The organism is Kitasatospora sp. NPDC089797, assembly GCF_040684795.1.
In the GTDB taxonomy this organism is placed as follows: domain Bacteria; phylum Actinomycetota; class Actinomycetes; order Streptomycetales; family Streptomycetaceae; genus Kitasatospora.
In genome coordinates, this window is sequence record NZ_JBFBGS010000025.1 from 34,264 (window position 1) to 48,945 (window position 14,682).

The 14,682-nt window shown below is 71.1% G+C and carries 19 protein-coding genes; 4 read left to right on the forward strand and 15 right to left on the reverse strand.

Annotation, left to right across the window (positions count from 1 at the left end; translation table 11 throughout):
- Positions 1-60: 60 nt before the first annotated feature.
- The 9 genes from AB0O91_RS21175 to AB0O91_RS21215 form a co-directional block, all read right to left on the reverse strand.
- Positions 61-792: an ATP-binding protein gene (locus tag AB0O91_RS21175; RefSeq protein WP_363435415.1), complete on the reverse strand. Its 732-nt coding sequence runs from the start codon at positions 790-792 to the stop codon at positions 61-63.
- Positions 793-812: 20 nt separating this feature from the next.
- The gene (locus AB0O91_RS21180) at positions 813-1,175 is read right to left on the reverse strand and encodes a hypothetical protein (RefSeq protein ID WP_363435418.1); all 363 of its coding nucleotides are present in this window, start codon (positions 1,173-1,175) and stop codon (positions 813-815) included.
- A gap of 573 nt (positions 1,176-1,748) precedes the next feature.
- Positions 1,749-2,018, reverse strand: coding sequence for a hypothetical protein (locus AB0O91_RS21185; protein ID WP_363435420.1), 270 nt, complete (start codon positions 2,016-2,018; stop codon positions 1,749-1,751).
- A complete protein-coding gene (locus tag AB0O91_RS21190) occupies positions 2,015-2,362 on the reverse strand; it encodes a hypothetical protein (RefSeq protein ID WP_363435423.1) in 348 nt (115 codons plus the stop codon). Before AB0O91_RS21190 ends, AB0O91_RS21185 begins: the two co-directional genes overlap by 4 nt.
- Positions 2,359-2,553 (reverse strand): hypothetical protein, encoded by a 195-nt coding sequence (locus AB0O91_RS21195; protein ID WP_363435426.1) that lies wholly within the window; start codon positions 2,551-2,553, stop codon positions 2,359-2,361. The genes AB0O91_RS21190 and AB0O91_RS21195 overlap by 4 nt, the downstream gene beginning before the upstream one ends.
- Entirely contained in the window at positions 2,550-2,843 is a 294-nt protein-coding gene (locus AB0O91_RS21200; RefSeq protein WP_363435429.1) for a hypothetical protein, read from the reverse strand. The genes AB0O91_RS21195 and AB0O91_RS21200 overlap by 4 nt, the downstream gene beginning before the upstream one ends.
- A complete protein-coding gene (locus tag AB0O91_RS21205) occupies positions 2,840-3,202 on the reverse strand; it encodes a hypothetical protein (protein ID WP_363435432.1) in 363 nt (120 codons plus the stop codon). Before AB0O91_RS21205 ends, AB0O91_RS21200 begins: the two co-directional genes overlap by 4 nt.
- 124 nt (positions 3,203-3,326) lie before the next feature.
- Positions 3,327-3,596, reverse strand: coding sequence for a helix-turn-helix domain-containing protein (locus tag AB0O91_RS21210; RefSeq protein WP_363435435.1), 270 nt, complete (start codon positions 3,594-3,596; stop codon positions 3,327-3,329).
- Positions 3,596-3,808 (reverse strand): helix-turn-helix transcriptional regulator, encoded by a 213-nt coding sequence (locus tag AB0O91_RS21215; RefSeq protein ID WP_363435437.1) that lies wholly within the window; start codon positions 3,806-3,808, stop codon positions 3,596-3,598. The genes AB0O91_RS21210 and AB0O91_RS21215 overlap by 1 nt, the downstream gene beginning before the upstream one ends.
- A 186-nt stretch (positions 3,809-3,994) precedes the next feature.
- On the opposite strand from AB0O91_RS21215, the gene AB0O91_RS21220 reads away from it, so the two are divergent.
- From AB0O91_RS21220 to AB0O91_RS21230, 3 genes are all read left to right on the forward strand, one after another.
- A complete protein-coding gene (locus AB0O91_RS21220; protein WP_363435440.1) occupies positions 3,995-4,567 on the forward strand; it encodes a helix-turn-helix transcriptional regulator in 573 nt (190 codons plus the stop codon).
- A 123-nt stretch (positions 4,568-4,690) separates the two neighbouring features.
- A complete protein-coding gene (locus tag AB0O91_RS21225; RefSeq protein ID WP_363435443.1) occupies positions 4,691-5,134 on the forward strand; it encodes an ImmA/IrrE family metallo-endopeptidase in 444 nt (147 codons plus the stop codon).
- Complete coding sequence (locus tag AB0O91_RS21230; RefSeq protein WP_363435446.1) at positions 5,104-6,567, forward strand: site-specific integrase; 1,464 nt, start codon at positions 5,104-5,106, stop codon at positions 6,565-6,567. Before AB0O91_RS21225 ends, AB0O91_RS21230 begins: the two co-directional genes overlap by 31 nt.
- Positions 6,568-6,627: 60 nt before the next feature.
- Here the strand turns inward: AB0O91_RS21230 and AB0O91_RS21235 are convergent, their stop codons facing one another.
- A complete protein-coding gene (locus tag AB0O91_RS21235; protein WP_363435449.1) occupies positions 6,628-8,169 on the reverse strand; it encodes an MFS transporter in 1,542 nt (513 codons plus the stop codon).
- A 35-nt stretch (positions 8,170-8,204) separates the two neighbouring features.
- On the reverse strand, positions 8,205-8,798 hold the full coding sequence (locus tag AB0O91_RS21240) for an NAD(P)H-dependent oxidoreductase (RefSeq protein ID WP_363435452.1): 594 nt from the start codon (positions 8,796-8,798) through the stop codon (positions 8,205-8,207).
- A 142-nt stretch (positions 8,799-8,940) separates the two neighbouring features.
- Here AB0O91_RS21240 and AB0O91_RS21245 point away from each other — a divergent pair, with 142 nt between their 5' ends.
- A complete protein-coding gene (locus AB0O91_RS21245) occupies positions 8,941-9,684 on the forward strand; it encodes a TetR/AcrR family transcriptional regulator (RefSeq protein WP_363435454.1) in 744 nt (247 codons plus the stop codon).
- 52 nt (positions 9,685-9,736) lie between these two features.
- Here AB0O91_RS21245 and AB0O91_RS21250 read toward each other — a convergent pair whose 3' ends face one another.
- The 4 genes from AB0O91_RS21250 to AB0O91_RS21265 all read right to left on the reverse strand — a co-directional run bounded on the left by AB0O91_RS21250 (position 9,737) and on the right by AB0O91_RS21265 (position 14,510).
- On the reverse strand, positions 9,737-10,687 hold the full coding sequence (locus AB0O91_RS21250) for an EamA family transporter (protein ID WP_363435457.1): 951 nt from the start codon (positions 10,685-10,687) through the stop codon (positions 9,737-9,739).
- A gap of 512 nt (positions 10,688-11,199) precedes the next feature.
- Entirely contained in the window at positions 11,200-11,694 is a 495-nt protein-coding gene (locus tag AB0O91_RS21255) for an ATP-binding protein (RefSeq protein ID WP_363435460.1), read from the reverse strand.
- A 205-nt stretch (positions 11,695-11,899) separates the two neighbouring features.
- On the reverse strand, positions 11,900-13,114 hold the full coding sequence (locus AB0O91_RS21260) for an Ig-like domain-containing protein (protein WP_363435463.1): 1,215 nt from the start codon (positions 13,112-13,114) through the stop codon (positions 11,900-11,902).
- Between the two features lie 163 nt (positions 13,115-13,277).
- The gene (locus AB0O91_RS21265) at positions 13,278-14,510 is read right to left on the reverse strand and encodes an Ig-like domain-containing protein (RefSeq protein WP_363435466.1); all 1,233 of its coding nucleotides are present in this window, start codon (positions 14,508-14,510) and stop codon (positions 13,278-13,280) included.
- Positions 14,511-14,682 lie beyond the last annotated feature (172 nt).

The window sequence follows — 14,682 nt, forward strand, 5'->3', positions numbered from 1 at the left end:
GGATGGCCCACTCGGGCGGGGTTTCACGTCGACGGGTGTCCGCTGGCCTGGGGGCACCCATCACGCGGCCCGGTGGCGTCGGCGGTCGAGGCCGGCCATGACAACGACGTCGGTCATCTCGGTGAGACGGCTGACGATGCGGTCACCGAGGATGACGTCGAGGCCGGGACCGAGGACCGCTCCGGTCTTCGGGTGGCGGGGCGCTTCGGTCGGGTAGTTCGAGGTGAACACGGTCGGCTTGCAGGCGTTGTAGCGCTCGTTGATGAGCCTGTAGGTGATCTCCTCGACCCACTCGCTGGCCTTGGCGGAGCCGAGGTCGTCCAGCAGCAGGAGCGGGATCCGGGCGAGGCGGTTGAGGTCGTGCTCGGGACCGTTCGCTGATCCGCCGGGGCGGAGGCGGCCGTACATGTCCGCGGCAGTGGTGGCGATGATCTCGTACCGGGCGGGGCCAGCTTCGGCGATTGCCCTGAGAGCTGCCCACGCCTGGTGGGTCTTGCCGGTGCCAGTGGTGCCGGTGAGGAGCAGAGACCGGGCGTTGACAGGGTTGGTGGCGACCTGCCGGGCCCATTCGGCGACAACGGGCTCGGTGACGATGCGGGCGTTGGCGTACCGACGGGGAACGGCAGCGCTCCAGCGGTCGAGGGCGAACTCGGCGCGGACTCGGTGGTGGTACTCGGGGTGGCCGGGATCGTTGGGGCTGGGCACGTCCTCGATGGGGCCGCGGGCGGGGAGGTCGATGCCGCGGGCGTCGAGGCGGGCCCGGAGAGCGGCCATGGCGGCGCCAGGGTTCATGCGCTGAGGCTCGGGCATTGCTACCAGCCGTTCTTGTACACGGAGGGGTCTTGGTTGCTGTAGGGCTGCCAGCCCTGGGGATTGCCACCGGCGACCGCGCGGAGCGGGGGGCGTTCGGCGTCGGCGGCGGGCAGCGGCGGGAGCTGGCACCAGCCGGCAAGGAAGAATCGGGCGCTGTCGACGTCGCCTCGTTGCCGGTCCCAGACACGACGGGCGTACTCGACGAGCGCGGGGATGCCGGACTTCTTGATCGCGGCGGCGAGCTTGAGCCACTCGGTGGAGTTGAACGGCCAGCGGACGACGACCCCGGCGAGGGTGAGTTGGTCGGAGAGAGGCCTGGCGAAGGCGGGGAAACCGTCCGCGTCGATCGCTCTCTCGTTCATGGGTACTGGGTATGGAGAGTGTGTGCCGGATTCCGAACCGCTAGCGGTTCGACATCCGAACCACTCTGTGCCGGATTCCGAACCGCTAGCGTGATCATGGTCCGCGCCTTGCGGTTCGGGTTCCGAACCACTGTGAGGAGCTTGCGGTTCGGAATCCGGCACACTGGCCTGGACGTTCGGAGCACCTAGCGGTCCGGGATCCGAACCGCTAGCAACAGCCCCCCGGATGTACCCGACTGCCTTCGGCAACCGGTACAGGGCGGACCGGGTGCCCTTCCCGGCCTTCACCAACTCCAGTTCGCCCGACTCCATAGCCGTCCGCACGGCGTCCCGGACGACGGAACGGCCTGCATTCAGTGCGCCCATGAACTCGGAGTAGCTGAACGTGACTTCACAGGAAGGCGTCCGCACCTTGTCCGCGATCGCGAGCAGCGCGAGCCTCGGGTTCCCCTTGGACTGGGAGTGGTTCCACACCCAGTGCATGGCGTCGAGGGTCACGTGCGGCCTTCCGGTAGTTCGGGGAGGGTGGTTGGCGGCCTGGGGCGGGGCGCGGTGCCGCCCCGCCCCAGGCGGTCAGTGGGGCGCCGTGCAGGTGCAGCGGTTGGTGATGCCGTTGGTGAAGCCGCAGAGCGCATCGTGGGCGCCGAGCACCTCGGCCGCAGCCTGGGCGTCGAGGCGGTCCGCGACTTGGCGCAGGATGTGCGCAGCCTGGGCCATGGTCAGGCCGCTTCCGCCGTGCTCCAGAACGACCTTGGAGCCGGTGGTGCCCGCAGAGGCGGGGCGGACGATCAGGAAGAACAGCGCGTCGCGCCCGTCGATGAAGGCACCACCAGCGAAGCTCACGCCGCCGCCTTGGCGCCGCCGGCGTTGATGGTGGCGAGGGTCTTCGCGTCGTAGCCGAGCGCGGCGTCGAGCTGGGAGAGCGCGCCGTCGCGGTCCCGGCGGAGCTGGGCCATCTCGCGCTGCTGCTGCGCGACCAGGCGTAGCAGGTCGTCGTGGCCGGAGCGGATGCCGTCGCGGAAGTCGTTCAGCGCCTCCTCGGCGCGGTCGGCGCGGGCGCCCTCGGCACGCAGCCGGGCGGCGAGCCGGGTGGCCTGCTCACGGGCCTCGCGCAGGTCGACCTGCAGACCACGGATCCGCGGGTCGACGGCAGTGGTGCGGCGGCCGAACAGGGTGCGGATGGTCATCGGGACTCCTCGGCAGTGCGCTGGTGACGGATCGGCACGTGCTTGTGGATCGGGTAGCCGCAGGGGCACGTGCGGCGCTGGGCGGCCAGCGACCGGCGGTAGGCGCGGTACGCGCGGGCGTCGGGGCTCGTCCAGGCGCGGATGACGAGGACGGCGGCGCTCGCGGCGAGGATGACGAGGACGGCAGTCACGCGGCACCGTCCTGGCCCTTGAGGTGGGCGATGTCCGCCCGGGCGGCGGCGAATTCGTCCTCGACGGTGCGGGTCGCCTCCGCGTTCGCGGCGATGGCGTCGCGCCACCGCGTCACGTCCGCGACGATGCGGTCCGCGATGGCGAGCATCTCCGTGTCCGTCATGCCCTGGCGGCGGTAGATGGTCAGCTGGTCGCCGCCGACCCCGTCCGGGTAAATGTGGATGGACCCGTCCGCGTTGTGTGTGCCGGCGGACGCCCGCTCGGTCCACCAGGTGTACGTGTTGCTCATTCGGCACCGCCGGCCTGGCGCTGGCGCGCCTGCGCGTCCTTGAGCCAGTACTCGGCGTCGCGCCGCCTGCCGAACGTGCGCGAGCGCTGGGTGCCGTCCGCTTCACGCCACCGGGCGCGCCACTTCCCGGACAGCGTCCGGGACACCGAGCCGCTCACCGCGGACGGCGAGAGCAACCGCTGCAGGCGCTCGACCTCGTCCTCGGAGTCACCGAGCAGGTCGTCCAGCTGGTCGATCTCGTTCAACAGCTCGATGATGACGGCGGCGTCCGTGCTCGTCTCGGTGGCGTACTGGGTGCGGATCTCGGCGAGGCGCTCGGCGGACATGGGCTCGCGGTCGTGCGAGTCGGTAGGCTTCATGTCGGCCTACCTCCTTCCTGTTCAGGGTCGTTGATCGGGTGGGCCACTGGGCCTTCGCGGGCGGCATCCGGGCGGAATCCGGGTGACTGCCGGGCGGGGGCCCGACCCTTTGGTCTGTGGTGGCTCAGACGCCGATCGGCTGCCAGCGCTTCGCGCGGCGCGGCTCGGGGGCCTGGCGGGTCGGGTCGAGCGCGAGATTCGACCTGGAATCAGCCGCCTCGTGCTCCCTGAGCCATGCCTTGAGGGCGACAAGGCGGTACATGCGCCGGCCGCCGAGACGGAAGGACGGCGGCCCCTGCCGTCGGTCGTTGAGGCAGTACAGGGCGCGCGGAGTCCGCTTGATGTAGGCAGCCGCCTCCTTATGCGACAGGAAGGGCGAGTCCACCTCGCTCATTACTTCTTCTCCACTTCTTCTTTGATGATCAGCTCCACCTCGACATGAAGTCCGGCGGCAATGAGCTGCATCACTTCCGGCTGAGCCCCACTGAGCCCGCGCTCGATGCGCGACAGGTGCGAGGGGGAGATTCCGGCTCGCTGCGCGAAGGAGTTCAGGCCGTGACCCATTCGTTCGCGCAGGCGCCGGATGTTCGGTCCGTCTGCTTGCACAACAGGAACCGTAGATGCAGTGAGCAAGAAGTGCAAGAAGCAATGAGAAATGGAGAGGAAGTTGAAGGAGGCGGGCATGAGGTTGGCGGGAACCTGACTGCGTGTAGTTGCATGCCCTCTGCAAGACTGTTGCCTATCGTTGCCTTGCAGGAAGAGCGCGCCAAGCAGTCAAGGGAGATCGGGACCGTGGAGCAGGACTGGAAGCACCTCGGTCGGTGCATCAAGCGCGACCGCATGCGCAAGGGATGGCGACAGCCCGAGCTGGCCAACGAATCCGGGCTGACAGTGAGAACGATCAGCACGTACGAGACGGGGACAGCGCCAGCCAGTGCGCCGGAGATTCCCGCTGGCTACCTGGCGGTCGGTCGAGCACTTCTGTGGCCCCCCGACGGCGTCGATCGGGCACTGGCCGGCCAAGACCCCAGCACTTCCAGCGCACCAACGAACGCGCTCGCCGCCGTGACCCCATCCCACGGTGGCGCCCCCGGAGATCTGTTCCCCGCGGTGGGACGCTTCGCCCGCGCTGCGGTGGCGGCGGGCGGCGACCCCGTGCTACGTGACCTCCTGGAGGACGTCGCAGACCGGCTGCTGCAGTCGATCCCCCAGCGCGGTACGCCCGCGGCACAGGGCTCCTACGGTCTTGCCGCGTACCGGCCGCACGCCTGGGCCGAGGGCGACCCTGGCGTTCCGGGCGACGATGCAGCTCGGATCCAGCAGGCCATCGAGGAGTACGAGCGCGGGCGCCGCGAACAGCCGTAACTCCCCGGCATACCCGCGACACGCGTGACTTAACGTGGCTAAATCCTCACACGTCCTCACGCGCATATGCCAGACTCTCCGCACCGGCATGCCTCCCACACGTCAGGACTCAGGGGGAGAGGCATGCCCGGAACCATCGGCACCGTCGCCGAGGTAGCGCAGCAGTACGACCCGCACGCCGAGCTGGACCGGATGGGCATCCCTGTCCTCCGCCGATGGCTGCGGGACACCTGGGGCGCCTGGTCCCCCGGCCACCGCGTCGTCGTCGTCGCCCTGGGCCTCAGCCCGGTCGAGGAGCGGTGTGTTCTCGCGCACGAGATCGAGCACATCCTCGCCGGGGACGTCGGTTGTGGCGGTTCCGCCGGCCAGCGGGCCGAGCGTCTCGCCGACCTGCGGGCCGCCCGCAAGCTGATCGCCATCAGCGACTTCTGCGCCGCCCGGCAGTGGGCAAGTGGCCCGGCTGAACTCGCCGCTGAACTCGGCGTCACCGGCTGGATGCTGAAGACCCGCGCGATCGACCTCGAGGGGGGAGCCCAGTGGCTGGGTACATCGAAGATCGCTGGCTGACGAAGAGGCCAGACCCGGCGACCGGGCGGCGCCGGAAGACAGACCTGTGGGGCAAGGGGAGGCGCTACAAGGTCGCCGGGATACCCGGCGTGCGTGCCCGGTCGTTCGATTCCGCCAGCGATGCGAAGAAGTGGCTCGCCCAGGCGCAGACGGATGAGCGCCGGGCGGAGTTCGTTGACCCGCGGAACGGCGACATCCTGCTGACCGAATACATCCAGAAGCACTTCTGGCCCGGCCGTACCGACAAGCTCACCACCTACACGGCCATGGAGAGCAAGATCCGCCGCCACATCGAGGGCCTGCCCATCGGGCAGCTGGCGCTCCGGCGCATCGACGCGGCGGCCCTTCGGGAGTGGAGGAAGGAGTTGCTCACGCGGGTCGACACCTCGACCGCCGAGGTCATCTGGATCCACCTCAGCACCATCCTCAACGCGGCCGTTGAGGACAGCCGGATCCTGAAGAACCCGTGCCGCGTGAACCGGAGCGTCAAGCCTCCCAAGAAGGCCGAGAAGCGGGCCACAGCCTGGGGTCGCGAGATCGTCGACACGATCCGGGGCGCCGTTCAGGACCGGTACCGGATCGCTGTCGACCTGGGGGTGGGCGCCGGCCTGCGCCAGGGTGAGGTACTCGGGCTGGGCGCCGAGGACTTCGACTTCGACAAGGGTGTGATCCACGTCCGCCGGCAGCTCCGAGCCTCGGCCGGCGGCCAGTTCTACTTCGCGCTCCCCAAGGGCGACAAGGAGCGCGAGGTGCCGCTGACGCCGAACCTCGCGGCCCGCGTGAGGGCGCACATGGAACGGTACCCGCCGGTCCAGATGACGCTTCCGTGGTCGGACCCGACGCCTCCGAAGACCGAGCTGGAGGCACGCCAGCGGAAGCCGGTGACGGTGCCGCTGCTGGTGGCGACCAGCCAAGGGAACCGGGTCTACTACCGGACGTTCAACGACCGCACCTGGAAGCCCGCGCTCATGGCCGCCGGCCTCATCACCAGGATCGAGCCTGAGACGCCGGAGGAGATCGCCCGGCAGAAGCGGCTGCGGCGCTTCCGGTGGACAGACCCGCGGGACCACGGCTTCCACGGTCTGCGCCACACCTACGCCAGCGTCCAGCTCGCGGAGAACGTCGACCCGGTGACGCTGTCAGTGTGGATGGGGCACAGCTCGCCGACGATCACGCTGGAGCGGTACGCTCACTTCATGCCGGGGTCCGGCGCCCGCGGGCTCGCCGCGATGGACAGCTGGTTCGAGTCGGCAGAGGCCCCGAGCACTCCCCGGATCGAAATTCTCCCTGGAGACTCCCTGGCGGTCGTCAAGGCCTCGTTGATCCTCGCTCAGCCGCAGTTCAGAGCATCGGTAAGCAAGGATGCCGACATGAAGATCAAGTACAAGGAGACCTCGCGCGGCGGCCTCGCGGTGAACGTCATCGAGTGCTGAGCGCGGACGCCTGACGGCCGGCTCCCGGGCGGAACCCCGTACCGCCCGGAAGCCGGCCCGCTAGTTCGCCGCCGCCGCCGGCTCCGGGGCCGCGGCCTCCTGCGGCTCCGGGGCCCGGCTCGGCCGGGCCAGGCAGGCGACCGCCGTCGCCAGCGCGGCCAGGGCGACACCACCGGCCACCGTGCCGTGCAGCCCGCCGGTGACGGCCGTGCCGACGGCGTCCCGGACGGCGCTCGGGAGTCCGGTCAGCGCGGCCGGGCTGAGCCTGCCGCCACCCGCCAGGCCGGCACCCTCGCCCGGGCCCAGCCGGGACTCCAGCGAGGCGGCCGTCCGCGCCGCGTAGACCGCGCCGAGGGCGGCCATCCCGAGCGAGCTGCCGATGCTGCGCAGCAGGGTCACCACGCCCATGGCCGCGCCCATGTCCTCGCGCGGCACCGCGCCGACCGAGGTGAGGATGGTGCTCTGCAGCACCAGTCCGATGCCGATCCCGGCGACGGCCGTGAGCGCCGAGGCGGCCGGTGCGGGGGTGTCCGTGTCCAGCAGCAGCAGGAGCGCGGCCCCGACCAGGGCCAGCGCCCCGCCCAGCAGCGGGTAGCGGCGTTCGCCGCCGGGCCGGCCCATCAGCCGGGCGGTGACCAGTTGGCTGCCGATCATGCCGAGCATCAGCGGCAGCAGGAGCAGTCCGCCGGTGGTGGGCGAGGCGCCCTGGACGAGTTGGAAGTACTGCGGCAGGTAGCCGACCAGGGCCATCATGACCGCGCCGGTCAGGAAGCCCAGCACCTGGGCCACCGTGAAGTTGCGGTTGCGGAACAGCGCGGGCGGGATCAGCGGCCCGGGGGCGCGCAGTTCGGCGCGGACGAAGCCGGCCAGCGCGAGGACCGCGACCAGGGCGGTCCCGAGGATCAGCGGCGAGGTCCAGGGGTACTCCGTCCCGCCCCAGCTGCTGACCAGGGTCAGCCCGAGGATGCCGGTGGTCAGCAGCACGACCCCGGCCCAGTCGAACGGGGCGCGGGCCCGCGCGGCCTTCTCCAGCCGCACCCCGACACCGACCGCGAACAGGGCGAACAGCCCGACCGGCAGGTTGACGTAGAAGGCCCAGCGCCAGCTGAGCCGGTCGGTGATGAAGCCGCCGAGCAGCGGCCCGCCGACGAAGGCGATCGGCATCAGCACGCCGACCACCGACTGCACCCGGCCCCGGGCGGAGGCGGGCACCAGCACCCCGATCACCGACAGCGCGCCGACCATCAGCCCGCCCGCGCCGACCCCCTGGAGCGCCCGGAAGGCGATCAACTCGCCCATGTCCTGGGAGAGTCCGGACAGCACCGAGCCGAGCAGGAAGACCGTCACCGCCCACTGGTAGGCGCCCTTGCGCCCGTACAGGTCGCCGAGCCGGCCCCAGATCGGGGTGGCGGCGGCGGAGGTGAGCAGGTAGGCGGTGACCACCCAGGCGAGGTGCTCCAGCCCGCCGAGGTCGCCGACGACGGTCGGCAGCGCGGTGCCGATGATCTGCCCGTCGAGGGCCGAGAGGAAGATCCCGAGCAGCAGCCCGAACACGCCGAGCAGCGGCGGCCCGGGGCGGTCGTCGGCGGATTCCGCGGTCATGGTCGATTCCCCCTTCGTCCGTGCGACCCGCGGGCTCAGGCCGCGAACGGGCGGGCCCGCCGGGCGTCCCGCAACGCCCGCGCCCACCAGTCCAGTTGGTCGAGCAGGGTCTTGGCGGCGGCGTCGGCGGCCGGGTCCTTCGGCCTGCCGTCGGCGTCGAAGCACTGGGCGGCGCCGTGGAAGCTCACCGTGTTGCGGATCGTCACGGCGTTCAACTCTGCCATCACCACGCGCAGTTGCTCGACGGCCCGGAGCCCGCCGGAGAGCCCGCCGTACGAGACGAAGCCGACCGGCTTGCCGTGCCACTGCTGGTTGTGCCAGTCGATCGTGTTCTTCAGCGGGGCCGGGAAGCTGTGGTTGTACTCGGGTGTGACGAACACGAAGGCGTCCGCGGCGGCCAGCCGGGGCGACACCGCGGCGAGCAACTCTTGGTCCGCCTCCGGCAGTTCGGCACCCCAGCCCGGCATCACGGTGGGCAGCGGGGTGACGGCCGGGTCGACCAGGTACGCGGTCATGTCGCCGCGGGCCTCCAGGTGGCCGATCAGCCAGTCGGCCACCACCGGGCCGAAGCGGCCGCCACGGGTGCTGCCCAGGACGACGGCGACATCGAGCTTCTGCTGCGCGGACATGGGAGTCCCCCTCCGAGGTGATGTGTACGCCGTATCGACGTGAGATACAACGTACACATCGACGCGTACGCCGTCCACTGGACAGATACGACGTACACACGGGTGGTACCGTGGGACCTCCCACCCGGAAGGAGCCCGCCCCGTGCCCGCTCAGCAGGCCCCCACCGGGGACGACCACGACCAGCCGCAGCCCTCGCTCTGGGAGCGGCTCGACCGCCCGGCCCCCGCGCCGCGCAGCACCCTCACCCCGCACCGGATCGCCGAGGCCGCCGTCGCCATCGCCGACACCGAGGGCCTGGAGGCCGTCACCATGCGCCGGCTGGCCACCGCCCTCGGCGTGGCCCCGATGGCCGCCTACCGGTACGTCTCCGGCAAGGACGAACTCATCGAGCTGATGGTCGACTTCGTCTACGGCGGACTCCCGCTGGACACCCCCGCCGACGGCTGGCGCCAGACCATGCACGCGCTGGCCGTCCACCTGCGGGCGATGAGCCTGGCCCACCCCTGGATCACCCGGGCGGCCACCCCGTTCGCCCTCAGCCCCAACCAACTCGCGGTCCCCGAGCGCGCGTTCGCCGCCCTCGCCGGACACGGCCTGGACGCCGACACCACCATGGCGATCTTCCGCACCGTCGCCATCTACACCCACGGCTCGTCCGCCAGCGAGGTCGCCCTCCAGGACCTGCGCCGCTCCCGCGGCTGGTCCGACGGCGACGAGACCCGGGCCGGCCTCGCCCCCCGGATGACCTACCTGATGGGCACCGGCCGCTACCCGGCCTACCAGCGCTTCCTGCACGAGGCCCGCCGCAAGGACGACCCCGACTGGCACTTCGAGACCGGCCTCGACTGCGTCCTCGACGGCATCGCCGCCCACTTCGGCATCTGAGCCCCCGCCGCCCCGCCCGCCGCCCCGAGCGGCGGGCGGGGGCAGTGCGGACCTACTTCCTCCCGGGCAGGGCGAGGAAGGCCAGCCCGGCCGCGAGAACGGCCAGACCGCACCAGGAGAGCGCGGGCAGCCGCTCACCCAGGGCCGCGACGCCGAGGACGGCGGCGACGGCGGGTTCGGCGAGGGTGAGGGTGGTGGCGGTCTGCGCCGAGGTATGGCGCAGGCCGTGGCCGAACAGCCGGTAGGCGAGGAAGGTGGTGATCACCCCGAGGTGCAGCACGACGCCCGCGCCGCGCACGGTGAGCAGCCAGTCCACCGGCTCCAGCGCCAGCACCGGCAGCACCAGCACCGCCGCCGCGCCGAACATCGCGCCCATCACCCCGCCGGACGGCCGACCGGCCGCGATCAGCCGCCCGGCGATCAGCGAGTACACCGCGTACGAGAGCCCGGAGAGCGCCGCCAGCAGCACTCCGAGGAGGTCCACCGGCCGTCCGTCACCGGCGAGTTCGGGGGCGAGCACCAGCACCCCGCAGCCGAGCACGGCCAGCACCGTGGCCCCGGCCCAGCGCCCGCCGGGCCACCCCTGCCGGGCGAGCAGCCCGAGCAGCCCGGTGAACACCGGGGCGCTGCCGAGGGCGATCACGGTCGAGACGGCGACCCCGGCACGGGCCACCGCCGGGTAGAAGGTCAGCGGGTACCCCACCACCGCGACCGCTCCGGCCGCCAGCAGCCACCGCTCCCCCGCCCCGCACCGGCGGGGCAGCGACCAGGCGGCGCGGTCGGTGAGGAGGAGCAGCGAGCCGCCCAGGACCAGGGCGAAGGCCCCGATCCCGGCCGCCGGAGCGCCGCCGGGCGCCAGCGAACCGGCGGTCCCGGTGGTGCCCCAGAGCAGCGCGGCGATCAGGATCGGCACCGGCCCGTCGAACGGGCGGGCCCGGCGGGGGGAACGGGGGGCGGAGGAGGTCAGGCGGGCGCGCGCGGGCGCGGACACACGATTCGGCACAGTCGTGAACTTCCGTCGTCGAAGACCGTCAGGGGAACGGGTTCCGAGACCGGACGCACGTCACCGACCCCTGGCGGCCGCACGGGGCCGAGCCGGGGGCTTCGGGGATCGAACCACCGAAGCGCGCGCCCGATCAGGCGCTGAGCGGTGGCAGCGCGACGCGCCAGTAGGAGTTCACGCCCCCGATGCTACCCGGCCCGCAGCACGGCCGACAGGCCCGTCGGACCCTCACGACGACGCCAAGATCATGAATATTCACAGGTAATCGCGTTAACCTATGCAAAATCCCAAGGTGAACTAGGTTACAAACCTTTCAATCAAAGCCACCTGGTTTGCCCACATGCTGAGATTCATGCGATAGTCGGGGTATCGAACTTCGGCGGGCCCGACCTGGCACTGCCGACGCCCATCGCGCGACACGCACCCCCTTGGCCGCGCGATGACTTGCAGGGGCCCCCACCCGCCGGACCACGGCGACACCGGGGGCCCTGCGCGTATCCGGCCCCGGGACGCTAGGCCCGCTCCCGCACCTTCAGCTCGAACCAGACGCCCTTGCCCCGCGGCAGCAGGTCCGCGCCCCACCGGTCCGACAGGTCGTCGACGATCCGCAGCCCGCGCCCCCGCTCGTTCACCGGCTGGGGCTCCGCCAGGATCATGCAGGGCAGCGCGCGGGAGGAGTCCCGGACCTCGACCCGCAGCCAGCCGGGCTTGCGGCTGACGTGCAGTCCGATGGTCCGCCCGGCGGCATGCCGCACCGCGTTGGCCACCAGCTCACCGGTGAGCAGTTCCCCGGCCTCCAGGTGCTGGTGGAGCTCCCAGGACTCCAGCACGTTCAGCACCAGCCGGCGGGCCACCGGGCCCGACTCCGGCCGGGAGGGCAGCCGCACCTCGTTCGGCGCGGACTGGTCGCACAGTCTGCCGGAGTACATCTCCTGCAGTTCCTCGGAACTCAGCCGCTCCAGCGAGAGCGCGCCCTGGCCGTCGATCCACGACGCCTCCGCGACCACGCCGGCCGCGGGAACCGATGACTGATCTGTTTCGCCCCAACCCGCCATGCGGACCATCATTGCGGAACGCAAGCGGCCGCGTACGGACAATGAGCAAACGATCTCCCCCGAGTCGGCATATGCCCGGTGCAAAAAACATCGACCCGGGCCGACCGAAGTCAAGCCCGGGTTGACGTCCAACTGCCGCCACCTGGCGGTTAGTCGGTCACCACCGGCTCCACGGCAGGTTCCAGCCGCTCAGGCCGTTCGCCGGGTCGAGCGTCTCCTTCTTGGTGGAGTTCTTCACCACGACGACGTCCCCGACCAGGGTGCCCGCGTAGAACTTGCCCATCGTGGTGGAGTCCCCGCCGCCCTTGACGTCGCGCAGGCCCACGCAGCCGTGGCTGACGTTGTCCTCGCCGAAGGCGGAGCCGCTCCAGTAGTTGCCGTGCACGTACGTCCCGCTGGTGGTCAGCCGCATCGAGTGCGGCACCTGGAGGTCGTACGGCGAGCCGGTCATGCCGGGCAGGGTGCTGGACTGCATCCGCACCGTGCCCTCCTTGGACATGACCACCATCGTGCCGTTCCAGGTGGGGTGTTCGTCCGAGCCGGAGGTGATGTCGATGTCGCTCGACGCCCCGTCCCGGACCACCGTCATCCGGTGCGCGGCGGCGTCAACCGTCGAGACCTGGGACCGCCCGATCGTGAAGGGCTCGTCCCGGTCGGAGCCGTACACCCCGGGGGCGATCTCCACGCTCTTCAGCCGGTAGTGCACCGTCACCTTGGTGTCCGGCTTCCAGTACTGCTCCGGGCGGAAGTCCAGCCGCCGGTCGTCGAACCAGTGGCCCTTGACCACGGTGCCGTCGCTGGTCTCGAAGGTGATGCCCTTCAGCACCGCCTCCTTGTTCTTCACGTCCTTGCTGAAGTCCACCGAGACGATCATGCCGACGCCGTAGGTGGCACCGTCGTCCACGTTGTCGGAGGCCTTCGCGAGCGCCTCCGGGGTCAGCGTGGTGAAGCTGCTGTCGGCCTCCGCCACCGCCCCGCTGGGGTCCGCGGCCATCGCGCTGACCTGGTAGGCGGTGCCCACCGCGAGCCCGGTGGTCGGGGTCCAGCTGGCGCCGTCCGCGGCGATCGTGCCGGGGACCTCCTTGCCCGCCTTGTCGCTCACCTTGACGGTGGTGAGCTTGCCGCCGGTCGCGCCGATCCTGAGCGCCCCCGGCGCCACGTCCACCGCGCCGTTCTTCGGCTCGATGCTCACCGCGGCCGTCGACGCCTTCGGCGCCGCACCACCGGTCGCCGCCGCGGACGCGGTCGCCCCGGCCCCGGCGCCCAGATCGGCCTTGGCCGCCCCGCTCCCGCTGCCGCCACCGCACGCGGCCGTCAGCGCCATCGCCCCGCCGACCAGACCGACGGCCACCACTCTGCGTATCGACCTCACGCCGATTCCCTCCCTTGCTCCCCGCGGCCACGACGGGCCCGAACCGTAGATGTGCCGGCCCACCGGAAAGGTTGCGCCATTCGAGGGGCTTTCCGCCCCGAAAACCGGGCGGCCCGAACCCCAACGGGTGAGGTCCGGGCCGCTCGGTGGAAAACCCGTCGGCCTACCAGTTGGCCCAGGTGATGTTCCAGCCGCCCAGCCCGTTGGAGGGCGCGACCGTCTTCTCCTTGGTGTTCACGATCTTCACCACGTCGCCGACCATCGAGTCGTTGTAGAACTTGCCGGCCACCGAGGAGTCACTGCCGCCCTTGACGTCCTGCATCGAGATGCAGCCGTGGCTGCCGTTGCTCCTGCCGAAGGGGTTGGACCAGTAATTGCCGTGCAGGAAGGTGCCGGAGGTGGTCAGCCGCATGGCGTGCGGGACGTCCTGGATGTCGTACTCGCCGCCCAGACCGACGGTCTGCGAGTTCATCCGGGTGACCTTCTCCTTGTCCATGACCACCATGGTCCCGCCCCAGGACGGCGTCGCGTCCGCGCCCAGGGTGACCGGCAGCGTGGTGCTCCTGCCGTCCCGTTCGACCGTCATCTTGTGGGTCTTGGCGTCGGCGGTGGAGACCATCGAGCGGCCGATGGTGAACGGCTCGTCCTTGTCCACGTCGCCGTAGACGCCCGGCGCGACCTCGACGCTCTTCAGCCGGTACTTGATGGTCACCTTGGTGCCCGGCTTCCAGTACTCCTCCGGACGGAAGTCCACCCGGCGGCTGTCGAACCAGTGGCCCTTGACCGCGGTGCCGTCGCTGGTCTCGAAGGTGATGCCCTTCAGCACCGCCTCCTTGTTCTTCACGTCCTTGGTGAAGTTCACCGAGACGATCATGCCGACGCCGTAGGTGGCGCCGTCGGCGATGTTGTCGTTGGTGGAGACCTTCTTGTCCGGCGTCAGCGTGGTGAACGAGGTCGTCGACGCGGACACCAGCCCGGCGTCGTCCTTGGCCTGCGCATTCACCTTGTACGCCATGCCGACCGCGAGCGCGGCCGCCGGCTTCCAGCCGGTGCCGTCCGGGGTGATCGCCCCCTCCACCGGCTTGCCGTTCTTGTCGGTCACGTCGACCGTGGTCAGCTTGCCGTTGGACACGGACACCTTCAGCGCGCTCGGCGCGACGTCCTGGGCGCCGTCCTTCGGCTCGACCGCGAGCACGGCGGCGGAGGCCTTCGGCGTGGCCGCGTCGCCCGCCGGGGCGGCCGTGCCGTTCGCGCCCGCGGACGCCGTCGCCGCGGCGTCCGTCGAACCGCCGCCCTTGTCGTCGTTGCACGCGGCGGTGAGCAGCAGCACCCCGCCCATGGCCAGCGCCATCGCGCCCCTGCGTATCGCGGCGCCGCCCGTCTTGCCCGTCTTCACGGAATCTCCCCTCCCGGTGTTCACTCCCTTGACGCGCCGAGCGTCCCGAGAAGTTGCACCGGGTCCCGATCTTTCGCGTCAGGCCCGACGCGCCGGAGCAGGATAGCCGGGCCGTCCCGACGGAACGCCGGGGGGAGGCGGGTCAAGCGACGGTGAACCCCCGGTGAAGGCG